Source organism: Micromonospora sp. R311, from assembly GCF_056780015.1.
This window is the reverse complement of sequence record NZ_JBSWCE010000017.1, coordinates 118,519-136,847: the sequence shown is the minus strand read 5'-3', so window position 1 is coordinate 136,847 and position 18,329 is coordinate 118,519. Positions and strand designations below refer to the sequence as shown.

Genomic DNA, 18,329 nt, shown 5'->3' with positions numbered 1-18,329 from the left:
AGCCGGTTCGACGGGGTCGATCTCGGCGGGTATCCAGATCACTGCCGTGTCCATGCAGCCTCCTGATCAACTGCTGATGCTAGGCGACCGGATGATCAGGAGCGCGGGGAGGCAGAGGTGCACGCTCAGCTTGGGGACAACCCTGATGGCTGGCATATCCCCGATAGGGACTATTGGTACAGGGGGTAGGCGCCCCCCGGCCGTGAGTTGGGCCTGGCTGTCCACCGTCACTGCGTCGCTTATCCACGTCGCTGAGGGCTCAACATCCCTGGAACAAGCGCCCTGCCGTGGACTCAGGTCCTGGTGCGATCGGAAGGGGCGGCCCGGAGCGCGATTGTGACGGCGACGCACCAGCATCGTCGCCCCGCAGCTCCGGCGGCGGCACGCCTCGCACCGTGCCCACGTCTGGCGCTGATCGGTCTCGGCGAGGGGCCGGGTGAAGCTCACGGCCACGACTACCGACCCCTGCGAAAGCGACGGACGCTGGCGAACAGCTCCACACCTCACGTTGCCGCTACTCGCGTCTCCGCGCGTTTCCACCCAGGTCGGCTGTTGGGCGATCTTCTTGCTGAAGGGGCGCGGTGCCGTGCGGGCTGACGCCACAATCGGTGGACCGTCGTGCCGTCGGGGAGCGCGAAGGGCTCGCGGGCGATGTAGCCGTGCCGGGCGTAGAGGGAAGCCTCGGCCGTGGTGGTGGCCTCCGCGTAGGAGGGAAGCGCGAGGCGGTCCATCCGGACGAGGCAGCTGGCGAGCAGGCCGGATGCGCGGGTGGCGCGCCAAGCGGCTGGCGGGACCGCAAGAAACGCCAAGTGGTTATGAGCATCGGCGGGGCGGTGCGCCTTGAGGGCCCGGTCCAGGCAACGAAAACGGTCGAGGTGATCACCACACGCGGCGGCGAGCCGTTGGCAGTAGCTGGCCGGCGGCGGGATGGGGCGGTAGCGGTGGAACCAGACGGCGGCAGCGGAGCGGTCAGCGAGGAGGAAGACCTCACCGAAGAGGAGGGCCTGTTCGACCCAGATGCGGGCAACGGCGGTGAGCACACTGCGTCGCTGGTCGTCATCAGGAACGAGCCACGCGCCGATCGTCGACGTGTGCAGGGAATCGGCGACGAGGCCGGCAACGTCGCGGCCGTCGCACCAGCGGGCACAGATCATGGGAATATCTCGCATGGAATCTCCTGGGTTTGGCGGGTTGCCCGACGGGAGGTAAGCCCGTCCCTTTGGGCGTTGGTGTGCAGTCAGGTCAGGTCGCCCGCTGCTGGAGCGGAGGTGCCGTTTTCGTGGCGGCCGTTCCCTCAGGGATCGACTCGGCGAAGGCGAGGCCATCCCGGCCCACCCGCTGCGCGCGGACACCCCGCTCCCGGCCGATGGCGCCGTCACATAGGTGCGCCGGGGCGAGAGGTGCCGTTCACCGACGGCGGATCACCGCCGCGTCAGGGCCACACCCGGTGAAAGCGAGGCCGCGGCGGGAGGTGAAGCCTCAGGCGGGTCTGGTGTCGGGCTGGGACGATCGTTCAGTGAACGTCTCCCACCGCGACGAACCGCAGCGCTGGGGCATAAGCTCCGGCGTCCACGAGCGCGGCGAGATGTCGGCTGCCGTCGGCGTACCAGCGCCTGAGGAAGAGGAACTGTTCGCGCTGCCGGACGCGGCCGGCGTCAGACCACCGGAGGGCATCCCACCGGTGCGCCCCCGGCCACGACCCAGATCGGCGAAAGCACCGTCGGCCGGCTCGCCGCGACTCCAGCGCTCCAGCGACACGTTCCGGTGCAGCGCGGGCGGCGCGGCGTGCGGGTGCGTCGGGGCGACAGCTGGCGTCCGCGCGGCGCCGCCAGTGCCCGGAGTGGTGCCAGGCAGCGCCTCAACGGGCCCGCACTGCGGCTCGTCGGGCGCGACCACCGGATACGTCAATTGGCCGATGATCGGCCGGGTCACCTCGAGCACCGGGACCAGGACGGGGCTCAATATCTCGACGATGGGCTCGGCCGCCGGCCGGACGACCACGTCAACCGGTTCGAGTGCCCCCGCACCGGCGATCCCACCCTGCACCGCCGGCGCCGCCGCCTCCACGACCGGACGGGTCACCGGCGCCACCGCGCCGACGACCCTCGCCAACCCCGACCCAGCCTCGCGATCGGCCACACGAGGCAGCGGCGGGGCTGCCGGGGACCGGTCACTGGGCGGTACCCGCACCGCCACGACGGGCTCCACGCGGCCAGGGGCCGATGTACCGGTTGTCGCTGGGCTCTCGGACGCCGGCTCGCACCGCGCCTCGGCCTCGTCCATGCCGCAGTCAACCATCAGCGGCCCGGCGGACGGGGATGGAAGAACACCATTGATGAGCGCACCGGCATCGCCGAGTAGAGAGCCGACCACGCTCGGGCGAGGCTTGTCGTCCGCGTAGGCGGGCCCGCCCATGATCGCCTCATAGGCGCCCAAGGCGGCGACAAGTCCACCGAGCAGGAGCAGCCCGCGCACCGTCGTCTGAGCGAGTCGTCCGGCGTGACGCCGCATGAGGGCACCTCCCGGCTCGTCCGCAGTCGCTCAGCAACGTTCGCCCATTCTGCCCTAGAGCACCCGGCCCGTCACCCTCCGACACAGGGTCACCGCAATCCACGCAACGGCCCCTGCTCCCGTGCGACCCTTTCGCGGGGTCCGCGACAACTCCAGCTCTTCAGGCGAGTGAGCATTCACGGTTGCGGGACACGAACGCCTAGGCCTGGTGACGGATTGTGCCACTGCTGGCCACAAGGAGGCGGGAACCCTGATGGGAGGGCCTGCTGGCCGGGCGGCAGCCAAAATTTGATCACTATCTGGGGTAGGCCTTCCCCAGGTGCTCGGGTTGATCTCAGATCGGGAAGGCCGAGGTGCGGTCGCGGCCGGCCCTCGCGCGCTCTACCCGCTACACAGCGTGACTATGCAAAGTGGGCAAAGCTCGATAGCGTGCGGTTAACCCGCCGGTAACGAAGGTGCCTCGCGAACGTCATGACCACTGTGATCGAGCCGGAGCTCGTCCGTCGGGCCGCCACCGGCGATCCGAAGGCGACCGCGGCTTTGCTCGCGAACGTGCACCCCGGTCTGGTCCGGTACTGCCGGGCCCGGCTGGGCCGCGTCGGCGGCGCATACACAACAGCCGACGACGTCGCCCAGGAGGTCTGCCTCGCGGTGATACGAGCGTTGCCTCGTTATCGCGACCAAGGCTCCCCCTTCGCCTCCTTTGTCTTCGGCATCGCCGCGCACAAGGTGGCTGACGCGCAGCGCGCCGCGATCCGCTACAGCGCTGTCGTCCCGACCGACACCCCGGTGGAGCAGCCCGACCAGGCTCCCGGCCCGGAGCAGCAGGTGATCGCCACCGAGGTGTCCCGGCGGTTGTCGGTCCTGCTGGACAGGCTGCCGGACGTCCAGCGGGAGATCATTGTGCTGCGCGTGGCGGTCGGTCTGTCCGCCGACGAGGTGGGGACGATCGTCGGGATGACGGCCGCTGCCGTGCGAATGGCCCAGTCCCGCGCCCTGGCCAGGCTCCGTACCCTGGCCAGGAATGCTCCGGACGAGGTGGCGGTATGAGCGGACGGCAGCCAGGCGACGGCGAGGAGGCCGTCGATCTTGAGATCCTGGCCCAGGACGACCTGCTGCTCGACGCACTCGGACGCGGCCAGGAAGCCCCGGCCGACGACGATCTCGCCGCGATCCTCGCCGCGTGGCATGCCGACATCGCCCTCAGAACGCCCGCACCGGCCCTTCTCCGATCCAGCGCGGATGCCGGGAGCGCGACGGCGGCGGACTTGTCGCGCCCCGGTCGCCCGGCTGCCCCACCGCGGCTGTGCGCACGGTCCCGCCCGCGGGCATTGCACCTCACCGCCGCAGCGCTCACGGTCATCGCGCTGGCGTCCGGGCTTGGGGTCGGCAGTCGGCACGCCGGCCCGGGTAGCCCGCTGTGGTCACTGACGAAGGTGTTGCATCCCCAGCAGGCACAGGTACGGGAAGTCGAGGACACGATTGACCGGGCGCGCAACGCCCTAGCCGCCGGACGGCTCGATGACGCCCAGCAGCTCATGAACCAAGCCCGCCGCGAGCTCGCAAGCGTGGCCGACCGATCGTCGGCGGAGCGCATCCTGCCCCGGCTCGACGCGCTCACCCGCGAACTCACGGCGGCGCGAGCGGATTCAGCCACACTGCCGACAACAGCGGGGCCGCCCGCACCCACCCGCCACCCGACGACGGGTACCTCGGCTGGGAAGCCACCGCCGACGAGGTCGGAAGGGACGCCGGCGGGCGGCTCACCGGCGGCGGGAAGCGACCCGGTGCCGTCGGTACCCCAGCCCACCGCACCGCCGGTACCGAACCTGTCGCGGCTGTCGCCGTTGCCCGGTCTGCCGCTGGAGACCGGCAGCGACACCTGATGAGGGGCGGGGTAGCGCGGTCGCTGGACCGACCTCTACAAGACACACGTCCGCTCTCGATGGTCGGCGCTCAATCATTGCCCGCAGTTTCCGGATCTTCTGCGCCGGTGGGGGCCGCCAGTCCGGATCGTCCGTCGTCCGTTCGCGGGACGGCCGGGTCGACTTCCAGCTGCGACCGCCGCCCGTCGGCGCTTCCGGTGGCGGCGTCGTCGCCACATGGACCGCATCGGGCTGCTCTCCCGCGACGGCCTTGAGGCAACGCGCAAGTCCTTCACGACCAGGGCGTACCACTCGAACAGATTCAGGACCTGCACGGACACAACTCCCCGACGGTCGCCATGTCGAATTACGTCGGGGTCAGCCGGCGGCTACATCGGGGCGCCGTATACCGGCTCGGCTTCCTCTTCGACGCATAGGCGTAGGGGTCAGCCGTGGGGTCGACACGATGAAGGGCCGGTCTCCCGTGACGGGAAACCGGCCCTTGATCTGCTGCGCGCCCGAAGGGACTCGAACCCCTAACCTTCTGATCCGTAGCTCCAGGCGATGCGATCTCCTACGGCCGTTCCCGACGTCGTACAGCTCCTGGGTGCCGCCTGGTGACTCTTGCGGCTCGCTCGGTTGCTGTACATCGCTGCTGTACTGCTGGATCTCCGCTCCCGGATGCCGGGCGCGGCCGGCCACGTCGGGGCCCGCACACTCGGCCGGCCTGCGTTGCTCGTTCCGCCCAGTCGCTGTTGGTCTGTTCTAACACAGCATCGGCAGCCTGGTCTGTCGGACCCGAGCCCCGGCTGCTAACCTCTCTTACTCGCGGCACCGCCAGCTGGGGGCCATCTCTCCCATACTTGGTGGTTGACCCCTGGACTAGGGTGGTCCGTACTCAGGGGTTGGCCAACGTGGGCGGGGAGACCGGGGTGACGGGAAGTAGTGTCGGCCGGCCTGCACATCAGCCGTCGCTGCCCACCCTTGAGCAGCCTCCTGCCGGGCCAAAGCGGTCGCCAAAGCGACCTCGTGAAGAGACCGCTGGCCTCGCGGATGTCTTCCCGTACTATGCAGGATTTTCATTCGAGTGGGCCTGCCACCACTTAGACCTGATTGCACCAGCGGATTTCGCTATAGTCCTAGATCCCTGGAACGGAAGCGGCACGACCACACTGGCGGCGACTTCGAACGGCCATAGGGCCATTGGAGTCGACCTCAATCCTGTGGCTAGTCTTGTAGCCAGCCTCCGAAGTCAAGTCGCCGCCACCTCGAAACCCATGGATCCTCCAGCGAGCGCTACGGGATCGACCTATACCGACGAAGACCCTCTCCTCGCCTGGCTAAGCCCATCAACTGCCCGTCGCGTGCGTCAGTGGACGAGCGCTCTGCAAATCTGCTCAAAGCCCGCTGCTGTGCTTGCGTACGTCTCGTTGTTTAGAGTCATTCGCGGCCTAACCACTCGCTTTGAAGGCAGTAACCCTACTTGGGTTAAGCGAGCACCAACGCCCGATGACCTGGTGGATATCGCGAGCGGCCAGTTGGATACCCTACTGGTTGAAGACCAGAAGAGGCTTCTAGAGCGCCTGAGCGCCAACGAAGAGCGTGATAGGCCGCCAGCCGCCCTAGTTACGGCCTCCGCCAATCATCTGCCGATAGCAGAAAAGTCGATTGACGTCGTCCTAACGTCGCCGCCCTACTTGACACGTATCGACTACGCGGTCGCGTATGCGAGGGAGTTGGCGACCATCGGAGTTGATATCTCAAAGGACCGCACGTTGAGGTCCGGCTTAATGGGGACCACCCTTATCAGGTCTGAGCGGGTTCTGGCCGACTCAGCGTACGGCTCGCTGGCCCAGAGCCTAGTAAAGAGTATCGGTAACCATGCGAGCAAAGCCTCGGCAGGGTATTACCTGAAGCAGGTCCGGCAGTACCTAGACGACTTGGTCTCGAGCTTCGACGAGATATCGCGCGTCACCAAGGACGTAGCGTCCTTATCGCTGGTCGTTCAGGACTCGTACTACAAGGATATCCACATTCGCTTAGCCGATATCTGCATCGAAGAGGCAGAAGCGCGGGGGTGGAAGCTCGAGTCTGTCGAGCCGAAGGAAGTTAGCCGCCTCCTTACCGCAGTCAATACCGCTGCACGGAAGTACCCCAAAGGTCGAGTTGACGAGACGGTAGTTGTCCTCAGGAAGGGTTGACTATGGCGAGGCGTAAGGCTGACCAGGCCGTACTTGTAGACCCGGACCAACTGATTACATCGGTTGACTCAAAGGTCAACGCCGTCCGCACTCAAAGTATCGACTTCTCGTTCAACGAGTTGGCGGATATGTATGACGCAGACGAGCTCATCATCGACCCTGAGTTCCAGCGCATGTTTCGCTGGCCCGAGGGCTCCCAGGCACGGTTCATTGAGTCGCTTCTGTTGGAACTCCCCGTGCCGCCAATCTTCCTTATTGAGCGGGAAGACCGTGTCTACGAGCTAATCGATGGACTCCAGCGCATCTCGTCGTACCTCCACTTCCGGGGGCAGTTGAAGATTGATGGCAAGCTCCAGGATCCTCTCGTTCTCGCGGATTGCGACATCGTTAAAGAGCTGAATGGCCTTACTTACGCAGACTTGCCGCGGGCGCTCGAAATCAAGCTGAAGCGGAGCTACATCCGAGCCGAGATCCTGAGGAAGGAGAGTGATCCCCGCCTGCGCTACTACATGTTCAAACGGCTGAATACAGGCGGCGAGATCCTTGAGGCGCAAGAGGTAAGAAATGCAACCATCCGCTTGTTGTCCAACGACTTCAACAGCTTCATCTCGGAACTCAGCAAAGATTCGAACTTTGCCTTCTGCGTAGACATCATTTCAGACAACCAAAAGCTCCAGAAATTCGATCAGGAGCTCGTTCTCAGGTTTTTTTCCTACAAGAACGACGGTGAGCGATACCGCCACGATGTGGCAAACTTCCTAACTGACTACATGGAAGCGGTCTCCGATCCAGCAAATGGGACCGAGTTCGAGTACGACAAAGAGCGCACAATCTTTAAAAAGACCTTCGAGGTCCTTCGGCGGATCTCCGATCACCTTGGCATTGATTCGAAGATTTTTGGCACAGTCGACCAGCGTTACCCGGAGCCACGAAGCCAGTTCTCGGTCTATCACTACGAAGGTCTTGTTCTTGGCCTACAGCGGGTCCTAGACAAGATTGACCCGGACGACCAACACCAGATTGAGCGTTTGGGCGAGGCCGTGAAGAAGGGGAAGTTCGATCGAGCGTTCCTCAAGCATTGCGGTGGCGGAAAGAACTCTCGAAATGAGTTGAACGCGAGGGTTGGCTACTTTGCTGACGCCTTTGAGGCGGCACTCAGGTGAAGCTCTCCGACCTGAGGCTCGAGCTAGAAGAGGATTTGGCCTGGCGACTCGACGAACTTCGGCACCTCCGCAATGAACTCTTGACGGATTCCGACCCGGAAGCCTGGCCGGTTTCTGCATTGCGGGCCATTCTAGTCATGCAATATGCCCACCTTGAAGGGTTCGCGAGGCAGGCGTTTGGCTTGTATATTGACGCAATAAACGCCAAAGGGCTGAAGGCGAGCGAGCTCAAGCCTCATCTTTTCGCATCCGCCTGCATTGCCGAGTTTGAGGCGTTGCGTTCTGGGGTCGCTGGCCAGGCGGATCAGCACTCGTCTGAGGATGGCGTCCTGACTCGACGTGCAATTCGCCAAGTTGACTTTGTTCAAAAGATCCGAGCTCTAAACGAAGCCTCCGTTACCATTGACGCTCAGGCCGCCGCCTCGATGGAAATGAACTTCGGTACGGACGTGCTTAGGCGCACGCTTTACAGGTTGGGCATCCCAGAATCTGAGGTAAGTCGCAGTTACTTTCATTCGCTCGAGTTCGTGAGGCGGACCCGCAACGATATCGCCCACGGCAGCCGAAAGTCGCGAATTGACGTTCGGCTCTTCAACGTGCATCGCCGGAAGTGTGAGCAGTTCATGAACGATCTCGCTCGGCTGATCACGTCCGCGGTGAGCCGCGAGTGGTATAGACCCGTTCCCATGCAAGGGATTCCTGAACCTCGGACGCCAGCCGAGATCTAAGCGAGCGCGCATCCTGCTAGCTGCCATCCCGTCCGCCGCCGACCCACACTCCGTGGAGCGGGCCAGGGCCAGGGTGACAAGGTGGAGCGCCCTACCGGACGAACGACCTTGTCGCCCTGGCCCTGGTCTGCTCGGCTTGCCTGGGTCGGTGGTGGACGGGATGGCAGCTCCCCAACCACCCACCCACCGGAACCGTTCGGCAATCCATCCCGGAGTCGTCTGGCCCCCGCCGGAGGCAGCTCTAACCTCGCCCTTTCCCTCACCTCTCACCCTCTCCACCACCCCTCTCCTGGGCCTCAGCGGCTCCGTGTGCGCCCGTTCGGCAACCCCGGCTGCCCGAAGGATGGCCACTGGCTTCCCGGGCCTCTGAATCGCGGAGAGCGGGTGGAGGCATGTCCGCCTGGCCCACGGTCTTCCGGGACTTGTCATCGGGTCGCCTCACAGAACCAAGGCTGACGCGCGGGGCGGGGCGTGGGTTTCGGGCCGGCTGACTTACCGCCCCGGCGCCGTAGGCGGCCGGGGCGGCGGCTCCGTAGGAGCCGGTTGCCGCGCCCCGGCCCGCGCCGCGCGGAGCGCCTTGATCTAGTACAGGCAAATTCGGCAACAGATCACAGGCAGCGTCTGTCGTGTCCCGGCTGATGCTTTACACCTGCGTCCCACCTGATGCTTGACAGTGGCCGTGTTCGGCTTCTTGATCGCGTGATGTTTGCGGGCATCGCGAGGTCGGAGGCCGGGATTGGCGCTGATGCACATGTCGGTCGTGGAGCAGCGGTATCGGGCGGTTCTCGCGGTGAAGGCTGGGGATCGGGTTGGCGAGGTTGCCGCGCAGATGGGGGTGACGCGGCAGAGCGTGCACGCGTGGCTGCGTCGCTATGAGGAGGCTGGCCTGGCCGGGTTGCAGGACCGGTCGCACCGGCCGGATTCGTGCCCGCACCAGGCGTCGCCGGAGGTGGAGGCGGCGGTGTGTGAGCTGCGGCGGGAACACCCGCGGTGGGGTGCGCGGCGGATCGCGTTCGAGTTGGGCCGTAACGGTTGCCCGGGTCCGGTGCCGTCGCGGATGACGGTCTATCGGATCCTGGCCCGGCACGGGCTGCACGTGGCGGTCAGACGCCGCCGTGGCCGCTGCGACTATGTGCGGTGGGAACGGGCCCGGCCGATGGAGTTGTGGCAGATGGACATCGTCGGCGGCATCATGCTGGCCGACGGCACCGAGGCGAAGGTGGTCACCGGGGTGGACGACCATTCCCGGTTCGCGGTGGTCGCGAAGGTGGTGCGCAGGGCGACCGGCCGTGCCGTGTGTCTGGCCCTGGCCGAAGGGCTGGCCCGGTTCGGGGTGCCCGAGGAACTGTTGACGGACAACGGCAAGCAGTTCACCGACCGGTTCGGCAAGGGCGGGGAGGTGCTGTTCGACCGGATCTGCCGGGAGAACGGGATCGTGCACCGGCTCACCCAGCCCGCCTCCCCAACCACCACGGGGAAGGTGGAACGGTTCCACCAGACGCTGCGCCGAGAGCTGCTGGACGACGCCGGGGTGTTCGCCGACCTGGCGGCAGCGCAGGCCGCGGTGGATGCGTTCCGACACGAATACAACACCGACCGGCCACACCAATCCCTGGATATGGCCTTCCCGGCCGACCGGTTCCGCCCCGCAACCGGCCCGGATCAGCAGCTGGTGCCGGTGAAACTGCCCGGCTTTCTCGCCGATGCCGTCGGCGACCCCGCCCCGATCGTCCCGCCCGTCGACCTGGCTGCGCTGGCGGCTGTCGACGACGCTGAACCGCCGCAGCCAGTCGTCAACTACTGCGGTGGGCCGGTCGAGTTCGACCGGGTCGTGCCACCCTCGGGCAACCTGCAAGTCGCCGGCAAACAGTTCTGGCTCGGCCCGGCCCGCTCCGGCGTCACCGTGACGTTCTGGGCCGACACCGACGTCATCCACCTGCTCAGCGCCGGCGCCCGGCTCAAGTCCGTGCGCTCACACCTGTCCGTGACCGACCTGGCCGCGCTGGCCCGCAACGGCGGCCGTCCGGCCGGGCCATCACCGCTGCCCGTCGACACGGCAGGCTGCCCCGGGGTGGTGGAGGTCGAACGGACCGTCAACCGCGGCGGCAGCGTCTCCCTCGGCCAACACATCGTCCTCGCCGCCGAGATCCTCAGCGGCCGCCGCGTCGGCATCCGTGCCGACGCCACCACCCTGACGTTCTTCGACCTGGAAACCCGCCAACTACTACGAACCCGACCCAACCCGCTCACCCCCGGACGAGGTGATCCGGCTGCGAGGTGCCCGCCCGGCCGGACCACCCCCACAACCCGCCACCGGACCCACCCGGGTGCAGCGGCGGGCCTCCAACAGCGGAGTCATCATGGTCGTCGGCCAGAAGATCGCCCTCGGCAGGGTCCACGCCGGCAGGACGGTCACCATCGACGTCAGCGACACCACCCTCACCGTCGAATGCGACGACGGGCCACGCACATTCCGGCGGACCAACGATCAACCGGTCCACAGCATCAAAGCCCACCGCCCTCGAAAGGTCGAACATGCAGCTCAAACGTGATGTCGGGTCGGGCGATCTGCTTGCCGGCGCTAGATGACAGCGCCACTCGGCCGTCATCGTCGATAGGGTCCCGCCATGCGCGTGCACCAGTACGTCTACTTCGCGCTGGCCTCCCGCCAGGTTCCGGCCGCCGACATCACCGCCCGCCTGGGCATTGAGCCCGACGAGGTAAAGATCCGCGGCAGCCGCCGGACCCAGCCGCCCATACCCGCTTCGCACACCTGGCGGATCGTCTGCCGGAAGCCCGGCTTAACGGTGGACGAGCAGATTGACCAGATTCTTGATCGTTTGCACGCTCATGCTGACCGAATCGGTGAACTGGCCGCCGAACTCGACCAAATCGAGGGCAGCCCCGGCTCAACCGTTCTGCAAGTCGTACGGGTCCTCGAACACCCCGATGGCGAGGACGAAGATCTCACCAGCCCAGTCGAGGGACTGGAAAAGCTGCCCGGGCAACACCAGCTCCTCGGCTGGCACCTCGACGCCAGAGCCTTGGACTTCCTGCGACGCACCCACGCGGAGCTCGACATCGACGAGTACGCCTACGGATGAGCCAGCACGCCCTCGCCCGTCCACCCCGCCCATGCACTCCTACGAGCCCCTAGCATCGACACCTACTGACCCCGCAAGGTCGAACTAACTGTCTAGGCCAACACGTCAAGCACCAGCTGGGACGGAAACGTCAAGCATCAACTGGGACTCGGCAATCACAGGCAGCGTCCCCGAGCCGGTCCGGCCGCCACGACAACCATCACCCCGGCCACCGCGGTCCGATGGCGCATCGAGGGGCCGCTGTGGCTCATCCTCGCGTGCCGCTGGCCGCATCGTCCGCTTCGGCAGCTGACCGCCTGCCAGCTCTGCCCTCGTTGGCCCCGGCGGCTGCCTGTCGCTCTCTGCCTACTCGAACTTTTTCCTCTGACTTTCCCTGATCCTCCACTGCCAGGCCCTGCGAAGGTTCACACTTATCCCGTAACCACCCGAGCTGCCGGGTCGTTGGACGGATCGACGCTACCCAGGCGCATCCGTTTGGCCAGGATCTCTCGGAGAACCGGCCACGCAGCTTGGAACCGGGGCAGATCACCATCTATCGTGCCCTCATGACCCCGAAGCGTCACCCTGACCCAGCGGTGCGTGCCGTTCTCAAGGACGCGGAGCAACTCGGCTGGCGCTTCGAACCCGCCGCAGGCGGGAGGGCGCACGTCTTTGGCAAGCTCTTGTGCCCGGGTGGCCTCTGCCAGCCCGTCTGGGTGCTCAGCACGCCTCGGGGCGACTCTCAGAGCAAGATCCTTCGACGCAACATGGCTCGGTGTCCGCATAACGACACCGGAGACGAGCAGCGTGTCTAAATTGGTGGGTGTACTCACCTGAGTGCAGTCGGGTACCGTAGACACATGCGAGGGGAGGGGTGGTAACGATGATTCGGACATCCCGGCATCTAACGTACATGTTCACGCTCGCCGTTGACGGGGTGGACCTCGCAGACGAAGACGTCGTAGAGGCACTGGTCTCCGGCGACATCGAGGTGTATCCGGCCGTGGTGGCTGGAAAGTCGACCTTGACGTACCGCGTATCCGCCGAGAGCAGCTACGACGCTGTGATCGACGCCGTGACACATCTGCACTCGCTTTTTCCTCGCGTGAAGGTGTGTCGCGTTGAGATGGACCTCGTTTCTATTAGCGATATAGCTAGCCGCTTGAGCCGCCCCCGCGAGTCAGTACGCGCTTGGGTCGTAGGGTCACGTGGGCCAAAAGATTTTCCTACACCGTTGACTGTCATAGGCGATGGGGTGCGAGTGTGGGACTGGTCTAGCGTGAACCAATGGCTTAAGCGCGAGGGCATAGAGGGCCACGACGAGGAATATCTCCTGTCACGCGAGGAGATCGACGAGCTAAACGTGATGCTGGTCCGGCGCTTCTCTGGCTTGGGTGAGAAGGCCTTCCGCCCAGACCGGCCAGTCTCGCGACTCACCACGCTAACCGTAACCAAGACCAAGGTTGCGCGTCCTAGCATCACCTACACCTCTTCCTCGTCATCTTTCATCAAGGCATAGGCAGCGATGAGCGAAACCCGGTCCGACGAAGAGCTGCTCGAGCAGGCTAACGAGCTGATTCGGCGGCTAGAGCTGGTCAGCGTTACCTTTGACCGAGCCGCGGGAGAGATCAGAAACAGGTCCGCACTGGATCTGCCAAACGGTCAAGACGTTCCTGCGCACATAACTGTAATGATGGCACACCGTTTCGATGAAGAAGGCCTCGCTTTCAAGCATGATGCCAAGGTTTCTATTGGCAGCAGCGACGAGGGCGGGGACGACGCAGCCGCCATCGTAGAGGCATCCATAGTTGTCCAGTTTAGGGCTGAGTCACCGCTCGAACCGGACCACGAGCGTGCGCTGGCCCTAGGACAGACTTACAGCCACCGAGTTATGTACCCATACCTCCGAGAGCTAGTGCAGACCACACTTGCCCGATTAGGGGTTACGGGTGCAACCTTGGGTCTCTTCAGGGCCTTGGGATAACCTCGGAACTTGTCGGTATTGCTTGCAGCGGGAACGTGCCGGGAACCGAAGGTTTCCCGGCACGCTCCTTTCGCTGGACGGCAGCTCGTGACCTGACTTCATCGTCCGTTCGGCTCGCGGTCGCCTGTCACCCTGCCTCCTTCATCGGAACACGCTGCTCCATGCAGGTCCTCCCCGTGGCCATCCATGCAGGACGCGAAGCGATCGAGGAAGATCAGAGGCAGTCAACGACTCGCACTAGCGCCTGAGCTACGTGCCGCATTGACGTGACCACCGCATCCGCGCCCGCTGCCCGAAACGCTGCTTCCTTAGCCGGCTTGTTTGCGTAGCCGATGACGCGGGCGCCTGCGGCTTTGGCTCCTTCGATGTCCGAGAGTGAGTCGCCAACCAACACGCACAGCGCCGGCGGGACATCGAGGAATGCCGCTGCGTCGAGAATGGGCGCGGGGTTCGGCTTCATGCGCGAAGGGTCGGCGTACGCCCGGCCAACGGTCTTGGCGACATGAATGCTCAGTCGGTGCTCTCGTAGATAGGTGTCCACGGCCTGCGGCGAGTTGTTGCTAACCGCTGCGATTGGCAGGCGCAGCTGGCGCGCGGCCACGATGACCTCTCGTCCGTAGGGAGTCGGCTCCGCGGTCGATGCCGCCTTCACCTCCGCTGCGATCAGGGCGTCTTCCACAACTCGGGTCAACTCCTGGTCCGCCATTCTGCCAGTCTGCCTTAGTACTTCCAGCGGGTCCGGTTCCTCGGCCAGCTCGTCTGTGAGGGCCACGCCCCGGCTCGCCAGCAAATCCAGGAGCTCCCTCGCAACCTGTGGCGCTGGATAGTTAGCGAAGATGCTGCACACCGGCCCGTCGAAGTCGAGCAGCAGTGCGTGGACATCCCGGCACAACTGCTCAAGGTCGGCGGTCACCCTTCATACCGGTACGCGATGGTCGACCACAACGAGTCGAACCACTGGCGGGATGCCTCGACGAACTGCGTGCCGTGGGATGCATCGTCGTCGGTAATGGCGTAGTGGAAAAGGGGAACGTCCTTGCCCATCAGGTCGTAGATGGCCATGGGTTCGCCCTTGACGGTGACGGTCCGCTCGACTGCCGGGTAGAAACCGAAGAAGACCTCCTCGCCATTAAGCAGGTAGAGCTTGAACTGCGGTGAGCCGCGGTGCATGCGCACCTCGACGGTGGCAGAGCGGATCAGCCCGAGGTCGCCCAGCTCGGAGACCTGGTCGATGATGCCGTCGATGGCTCGTCGCGTGATGCGATCCGCCCTCTCGCGCACCGCCGGGTCGTCGGCTTGCGTCTCGGCCCTGGCGGGCAGCGCCATCGGCACGGACATGTCGGAGACCAGCACACGGACGGCGATGGTTTCGGGGGCCAGGCGACCGACCCTGACCTTGTCCAGCACCTCGGCAAGGGCGTCCCGCAGGGTCTCGCCGGAGAAGCCGGCGAAGTCGATAGTGACGTGCGGGCGGTCAAAGGCCGCTTCGATGTGGGGCCTCAACTCGACGGCGCGTTGAGTCTGGGCGCGAACGAACGCTCCGCTTCCTTGCCGGGTGACGATGAGACGTTCTGCTCGAAGGACTTCGAGTGCTCGTTTGACGGTCTCGCGTGCCACGCCGTACCGCGTGGCCAACTCTGGTTGCGACGGGAGCTTGTCGCCTGGCGCCAGTCGGCGCGTGAGGATCGCGGCCCGAAGCTTGTTCGCAATCTGCTGTGACGCCTGCTTCGGGTCATCGGGGTCAAGTTCCCCGAGGTAGTCCAGGTTTTCGGTCACTCGTCAAGGCTACTGCTGACTAGCCAAGCTAGGAAACTCGCCGTTCCAACTCTTGACCTGACTAGCCAAGTCGACCTAGCCTCAGAGGCAAGCGCTTGGCTAGCCAAGCCGACCAGCTTGGCGTTCTGGCTCTGTCGGACGGTCCGACCGAGCAGCAGGCGCCGTTGGCGCTGAGGGAGGAAACGATGGCTCTTCGGGGTGGTACGCGGTTCACGGTTCCGTTCGAAGCGGTGTTCCCGCACGGCTGTGTGTTCGTGCCGGACTCGATCGCGGAGGCGCAGGACTTCGACGAGAAGACTCGGGCGCGGACGCCGAGCAAGGACAAGCTGACCGGCCAGCGGGTGTGGCAGTGCCGGGTGATGGACATGGACCCGGAGCTTGGCGCGCGGTCGCGTGAGGTGTCGGTCAAGATCCTGGCGGACGTGCAGCCGGTGCCGCCGGTGGGTCCGTTCCAGCCGGTGGAGTTCGAGAACCTGACCGTGACCCCGTACGTCGGCAGCAACGGCCGGCTGGCGTACTCGTTCCGGGCGTCCGGGATGGTGGCGCCGAAGACCCTGGCTGAGTCGCGAGGGAAGGCCGCCTGATGGCCTCGGCGAACGTCTCGGTGTGCGCGCACATCCGGTCCGATACGACCCTGTCGTTCCGCTCGCACCCGGCCGATGACCGCGTGGTGGTGGAGCTCGGCGGGGTCGAGGGCGAGGTGATCCTGTTCTTGCCTCGGTCGGAGATCGACCGGTTGGCCGGCGTGCTGGCTGAGGCCCGCGAGTCCCTGTCGGTGCCGGCCGTGAAGGCGGCGGCCTGATCCCTGATGTTGGCGCGGGGCGGCCCTGGCCCTAGGAAAGCTCGGCCGCCCCGCTGCCCAACCAATTCCTCTCGGCCTGGAAGGGCAGGTTCATCATGCCAATTTCCTTGGACTGGACTCGCGGTGGTGGTGCCGGCGAGTCCGCTCCGTGTGTCATCTGCGGCAAGCCGGCGATTTGCCGTAGCCCTGGTGGGAAGCCGGTGCACAAGGTCTGCGCGGAGGCGTGGACCGAGCAGCACAAGAAGGCGGTGGCGTGATGCGCGCCCCGCTGGTCAACTTCCGTCGTCTCCAGGTCGCCACGCCGTGGCCGGTGGTCTGGACGGTCACCATCGCGTTCCTGCTGGTCCGCCTCGCCGTCGTGCTGGTGCGCTTCGCGGTGTGGGCGGTGCGGCATTGGCGGGCCTGGCCGATCGTCGCCCTGGTCCTGGTCGCCGTCGACGTCTACCAATCGCGCGGCTGGTGGCCCCATCTCCTGGTCCTGCTCGTCCTCGCCGTCTCGGCGGGCGTCTGGTGGTGGCGGGGCCGGGAGTCGTTCCACCGCCTGGTGGTGCTCCGCGCGGTCACGGTGTGGCGGCGGCTGTGGGTCTACCGCCGGCAGTGGCACGAGGCCATGACCCTGTGCGGCCTGGTCAAGAAGTACGACGGTGGCGAGAAGGTCCCGGAGCTGCTGTCGGTGCGCTGCTCCTACGCCACGGATGAAGTCGTGCTGCGGATGCCGCGCGGGCAGAGCCCGGAGGCGTACCACAAGGCCGCGCACGATCTGGCGTACTCGTTCGGCACCCGGCACTGCCGGGTCTTCTCCGGCCGCCGGCAGGCACCCCCGGCCCGCTCCGGCCACCTCGCCTGGCTGCTGCGCCGGGTCGACGCCATCCGGTTCCGCGACCGGCCCCGCCACGTCTGGTTGGTCTTCATCCGCCGCGACCCGCTGACCCGCATCGTCAAGCCGCTGCCCGTGCCGGCCCGCCCGGACTTCACCGCCCTGCCGCTCGGGCTGCGCGAAGACCTGGCCGTCTACTGCCTGCGGCTGCTCGCCACCCACGTCCTCATCGGTGGCGCGACGCGGATGGGCAAGGGCTCGGTCATCTGGTCCCTGCTCCGCGCGCTCGCCGCCGGCATCCGGTCGGGTCTGGTGCGGGTGTGGGCGATCGACCCCAAGGGCGGCATGGAGCTGGCCATCGGCGCGGGCCTGTTCTCCCGCTACGTCGATGACGACTGGTCGCGCATGGCGGACATGCTCGATGACGCCGTAACCCGGATGCGCGCCCGGCAACGGGTGCTCCGGGGCAAGGTCCGCGTCCACACCCCGACGCCAGACGAACCGCTCTTCGTCATCGTCATTGACGAGATCGCCGCTCTGCTGGCCTACCTGACGGACAGCGAGATCCGCAACCGCATCGCCCAGGCGCTGGGGCTGCTGCTGTCGCAGGGCGCCGGGCTCGGCGTCCTGGTCGTCGCCGCCACTCAGGACCCGCGCAAGGAAGTCGTCTCGGTCCGCGACCTGTTCCCCACCCGCATCGCGCTCGGCCTCACGGAGCGCGGCCACGTCGACCTGCTGCTGGGTGATGGTGCCCGCGACCGGGGTGCCCTGGCCGATCACATCCCGCTGTCGGCCAAGGGTGTGGCCTACGTGCTGCTCGACGGTCAGCCGGAACCCGCTCGGGTCCGCTTCTCCTACATCGATGACGACCTGATCCGCGAGATGGCGGCCACCTTCGCCACTCCGCCGGAGGTTCAGCCCGAACCGGAACCCGCCCCGGCCCCGGTGAAGCCGGCCCGATCGAACGGCAACGGCCGGCACACCTACCGGCCGACTCCGCCCCGGCAGGCCGCACCGCTGCTGCCGCCGTCGCTGCTCAACGCCCTGGACCTCGACACCACACCGAACGGAGGCGACCCGCGATGACCGCCAACGAGTTGCCCGAGGGCACCCCGGCCCGGATGCCCTACGCCGACGAGACGGACGCGCCGACGCAGGAGCCGCGCCGCTTCTACCGGCTGCGCGCCCCGCACGTCGACAAGGCATCGGTGCCGGTCACGGTCCGCGTGACCCCGGACGCCGACCTGTACGTGGCCGTTGGGTCCGGCCGTCGCCGCATGTACCTGACGCCGAACGAGGCGTGGGCGCTGTGGCGGTGCCTGTCCGAAGCGGTCGCCTCGACCGGCGAACCGCCGGAGTGGATCCGCGTGCACATCACCCCCACCCACCGCTGACCCGC

16 protein-coding genes and 1 pseudogene are annotated in these 18,329 nt (G+C 66.2%); 13 read left to right on the top strand and 4 right to left on the bottom strand.

The window, feature by feature from the left end; genetic code table 11:
* Nucleotides 1-503: 503 nt before the first annotated feature.
* Nucleotides 504-1,169 (bottom strand): hypothetical protein, encoded by a 666-nt coding sequence (locus AC1WTP_RS16720; protein WP_481650172.1) that lies wholly within the window; start codon nt 1,167-1,169, stop codon nt 504-506.
* A gap of 310 nt (nt 1,170-1,479) precedes the next feature.
* Nucleotides 1,480-2,511, bottom strand: a complete 1,032-nt coding sequence (locus tag AC1WTP_RS16715; RefSeq protein ID WP_481650171.1) for a hypothetical protein — start codon at nt 2,509-2,511, stop codon at nt 1,480-1,482.
* Nucleotides 2,512-2,982: 471 nt separating this feature from the next.
* Between AC1WTP_RS16715 and shbA the strand changes: the two genes are divergently transcribed.
* The 9 genes and pseudogenes from shbA (at nt 2,983) to AC1WTP_RS16670 (ending at nt 13,535) form a co-directional block, all read left to right on the top strand.
* Nucleotides 2,983-3,561: an RNA polymerase sigma factor ShbA gene (gene shbA / locus AC1WTP_RS16710; RefSeq protein WP_481650170.1), complete on the top strand. Its 579-nt coding sequence runs from the start codon at nt 2,983-2,985 to the stop codon at nt 3,559-3,561.
* A complete protein-coding gene (locus AC1WTP_RS16705) occupies nt 3,558-4,397 on the top strand; it encodes a hypothetical protein (RefSeq protein WP_481650169.1) in 840 nt (279 codons plus the stop codon). The genes shbA and AC1WTP_RS16705 overlap by 4 nt, the downstream gene beginning before the upstream one ends.
* Before the next feature lie 1,496 nt (nt 4,398-5,893).
* Nucleotides 5,894-6,577, top strand: a complete 684-nt coding sequence (locus AC1WTP_RS16700) for a hypothetical protein (RefSeq protein ID WP_481650168.1) — start codon at nt 5,894-5,896, stop codon at nt 6,575-6,577.
* A gap of 2 nt (nt 6,578-6,579) precedes the next feature.
* The gene (locus AC1WTP_RS16695) at nt 6,580-7,740 is read left to right on the top strand and encodes a DUF262 domain-containing protein (RefSeq protein WP_481650167.1); all 1,161 of its coding nucleotides are present in this window, start codon (nt 6,580-6,582) and stop codon (nt 7,738-7,740) included.
* Nucleotides 7,737-8,468, top strand: a complete 732-nt coding sequence (locus AC1WTP_RS16690; protein ID WP_481650166.1) for an MAE_28990/MAE_18760 family HEPN-like nuclease — start codon at nt 7,737-7,739, stop codon at nt 8,466-8,468. Before AC1WTP_RS16695 ends, AC1WTP_RS16690 begins: the two co-directional genes overlap by 4 nt.
* A 751-nt stretch (nt 8,469-9,219) precedes the next feature.
* A pseudogene (locus tag AC1WTP_RS16685) lies at nt 9,220-10,407 on the top strand (IS481 family transposase); the annotation flags it as partial.
* Between the two features lie 688 nt (nt 10,408-11,095).
* Complete coding sequence (locus AC1WTP_RS16680; RefSeq protein WP_481650165.1) at nt 11,096-11,572, top strand: DUF4279 domain-containing protein; 477 nt, start codon at nt 11,096-11,098, stop codon at nt 11,570-11,572.
* Nucleotides 11,573-12,464: 892 nt separating this feature from the next.
* A complete protein-coding gene (locus AC1WTP_RS16675) occupies nt 12,465-13,070 on the top strand; it encodes a helix-turn-helix transcriptional regulator (RefSeq protein WP_481650164.1) in 606 nt (201 codons plus the stop codon).
* 6 nt (nt 13,071-13,076) lie between these two features.
* Nucleotides 13,077-13,535 (top strand): hypothetical protein, encoded by a 459-nt coding sequence (locus tag AC1WTP_RS16670; RefSeq protein ID WP_481650163.1) that lies wholly within the window; start codon nt 13,077-13,079, stop codon nt 13,533-13,535.
* Nucleotides 13,536-13,749: 214 nt separating this feature from the next.
* Here AC1WTP_RS16670 and AC1WTP_RS16665 read toward each other — a convergent pair whose 3' ends face one another.
* Together AC1WTP_RS16665 and AC1WTP_RS16660 are read right to left on the bottom strand one after the other, a co-directional pair.
* On the bottom strand, nt 13,750-14,448 hold the full coding sequence (locus AC1WTP_RS16665) for an HAD family hydrolase (protein WP_481650162.1): 699 nt from the start codon (nt 14,446-14,448) through the stop codon (nt 13,750-13,752).
* Nucleotides 14,445-15,311 carry a GntR family transcriptional regulator gene (locus AC1WTP_RS16660; protein WP_481650161.1) on the bottom strand — a complete coding sequence of 289 codons (867 nt, stop codon included), beginning with the start codon at nt 15,309-15,311 and terminating at the stop codon, nt 14,445-14,447. Before AC1WTP_RS16660 ends, AC1WTP_RS16665 begins: the two co-directional genes overlap by 4 nt.
* Nucleotides 15,312-15,496: 185 nt before the next feature.
* On the opposite strand from AC1WTP_RS16660, the gene AC1WTP_RS16655 reads away from it, so the two are divergent.
* The 4 genes from AC1WTP_RS16655 to AC1WTP_RS16640 all read left to right on the top strand — a co-directional run bounded on the left by AC1WTP_RS16655 (nt 15,497) and on the right by AC1WTP_RS16640 (nt 18,324).
* Nucleotides 15,497-15,895: a transcriptional regulator gene (locus tag AC1WTP_RS16655; protein ID WP_481650160.1), complete on the top strand. Its 399-nt coding sequence runs from the start codon at nt 15,497-15,499 to the stop codon at nt 15,893-15,895.
* Entirely contained in the window at nt 15,895-16,113 is a 219-nt protein-coding gene (locus AC1WTP_RS16650; protein ID WP_481650159.1) for a hypothetical protein, read from the top strand. The genes AC1WTP_RS16655 and AC1WTP_RS16650 overlap by 1 nt, the downstream gene beginning before the upstream one ends.
* Before the next feature lie 256 nt (nt 16,114-16,369).
* On the top strand, nt 16,370-18,016 hold the full coding sequence (locus AC1WTP_RS16645; RefSeq protein WP_481650196.1) for an FtsK/SpoIIIE domain-containing protein: 1,647 nt from the start codon (nt 16,370-16,372) through the stop codon (nt 18,014-18,016).
* Nucleotides 18,013-18,324, top strand: coding sequence for a spread protein (locus tag AC1WTP_RS16640; RefSeq protein ID WP_481650158.1), 312 nt, complete (start codon nt 18,013-18,015; stop codon nt 18,322-18,324). Before AC1WTP_RS16645 ends, AC1WTP_RS16640 begins: the two co-directional genes overlap by 4 nt.
* Nucleotides 18,325-18,329 lie beyond the last annotated feature (5 nt).

Bases quoted from the DNA above. Each gene is read 5' to 3' on its own strand.
- AC1WTP_RS16720 (WP_481650172.1), bottom strand. From the start codon at position 1,169: ATGCGAGATATTCCCATGATCTGTGCCCGCTGGTGCGACGGCCGCGAC.
- AC1WTP_RS16715 (WP_481650171.1), bottom strand. From the start codon at position 2,511: ATGCGGCGTCACGCCGGACGACTCGCTCAGACGACGGTGCGCGGGCTG.
- shbA (WP_481650170.1), top strand. From the start codon at position 2,983: ATGACCACTGTGATCGAGCCGGAGCTCGTCCGTCGGGCCGCCACCGGC.
- AC1WTP_RS16705 (WP_481650169.1), top strand. From the start codon at position 3,558: ATGAGCGGACGGCAGCCAGGCGACGGCGAGGAGGCCGTCGATCTTGAG.
- AC1WTP_RS16695 (WP_481650167.1), top strand. From the start codon at position 6,580: ATGGCGAGGCGTAAGGCTGACCAGGCCGTACTTGTAGACCCGGACCAA.
- AC1WTP_RS16680 (WP_481650165.1), top strand. From the start codon at position 11,096: ATGCGCGTGCACCAGTACGTCTACTTCGCGCTGGCCTCCCGCCAGGTT.
- AC1WTP_RS16675 (WP_481650164.1), top strand. From the start codon at position 12,465: ATGTTCACGCTCGCCGTTGACGGGGTGGACCTCGCAGACGAAGACGTC.
- AC1WTP_RS16670 (WP_481650163.1), top strand. From the start codon at position 13,077: ATGAGCGAAACCCGGTCCGACGAAGAGCTGCTCGAGCAGGCTAACGAG.
- AC1WTP_RS16655 (WP_481650160.1), top strand. From the start codon at position 15,497: ATGGCTCTTCGGGGTGGTACGCGGTTCACGGTTCCGTTCGAAGCGGTG.
- AC1WTP_RS16650 (WP_481650159.1), top strand. From the start codon at position 15,895: ATGGCCTCGGCGAACGTCTCGGTGTGCGCGCACATCCGGTCCGATACG.
- AC1WTP_RS16645 (WP_481650196.1), top strand. From the start codon at position 16,370: ATGCGCGCCCCGCTGGTCAACTTCCGTCGTCTCCAGGTCGCCACGCCG.
- AC1WTP_RS16640 (WP_481650158.1), top strand. From the start codon at position 18,013: ATGACCGCCAACGAGTTGCCCGAGGGCACCCCGGCCCGGATGCCCTAC.